The sequence below is a fragment of the Shewanella sp. SR44-4 genome, from assembly GCF_014163715.1.
Classification (GTDB): domain Bacteria; phylum Pseudomonadota; class Gammaproteobacteria; order Enterobacterales; family Shewanellaceae; genus Shewanella.
In genome coordinates, this window is the sequence record NZ_JACJDU010000128.1 from 1 (window position 1) to 820 (window position 820).

The 820-nt window shown below is 36.8% G+C and carries 1 protein-coding gene; it reads left to right on the top strand.

Going from position 1 to position 820, the window contains the following annotated elements; all coding sequences use genetic code 11:
* On the top strand, positions 1-594 hold a 594-nt coding region (locus H5125_RS21710), incomplete at its 5' end, for a DUF4198 domain-containing protein (RefSeq protein ID WP_220487396.1).
* Positions 595-820: the final 226 nt, after the last annotated feature.

Consider the following 820-nt stretch of genomic DNA (forward strand, 5'->3'; position numbering starts at 1 on the left):
AGAGCATATATTGGGATTTTTGCATTCCTGTGTCTGATTGTCGCCGTTAGTTGCTACTCGGAGGAGTCAATGTTTAGCATGTTTAAAAAAGTCGATGTCGAAGTATTTCCTGAAGTGATAGGTAGCTTAACCCATGAGGGAAAACCTCTAGCCGGTATTAAGCTAAAAAGAGGTTATCAATACTCTGGTGTCATGGAAGAAAAAGAATGGGACTACACAACTACAGACGCTGATGGAAAATTTAGCTTTCCTGAAATCATTTACAGCACAGCACATCCAAATAAGCCTTTTGCAGAAACACGTGTATCTCAAACTATTAAAATGGATGAAAATGAAGAGTCAGACATCATTGAAGCTGCTAAAGATGAGTATTCTGAAGTAATACTTTGGGCATCGATATCTAGGGGCGAGAAACATATATCTTATCTCTCTGAGAGGCTAGCCAAATTAGATTGCGACTTATCGAATGAAGCCATCAGGAATGAAATCATTGATGAAGCGTTCCCTAGTGGTGTTGTGCGCTATCAGGTATTGAGTATTTGTCGCTGGCCAGTATTGGACGAACTAGAAGTTGAAAAACACAAAAGAGTTTAGATAACGTTAAGGTTGATCAATCAAGTGAATCTTTGTTGGTGAGCTATCCAATCAAATGCAATAACGAATGCACGCCTAAATAGAACATACCCATTTTCATTATTACACTATAAAAAATAGTCATTTATAATAATAGATACCCTTAAAGAATCACTCTACAATAACTTCGTTTAAAAAATAATCATCTGAATTAAAAAGCAGGGAGTTGCTTCATCTATGGCCTATA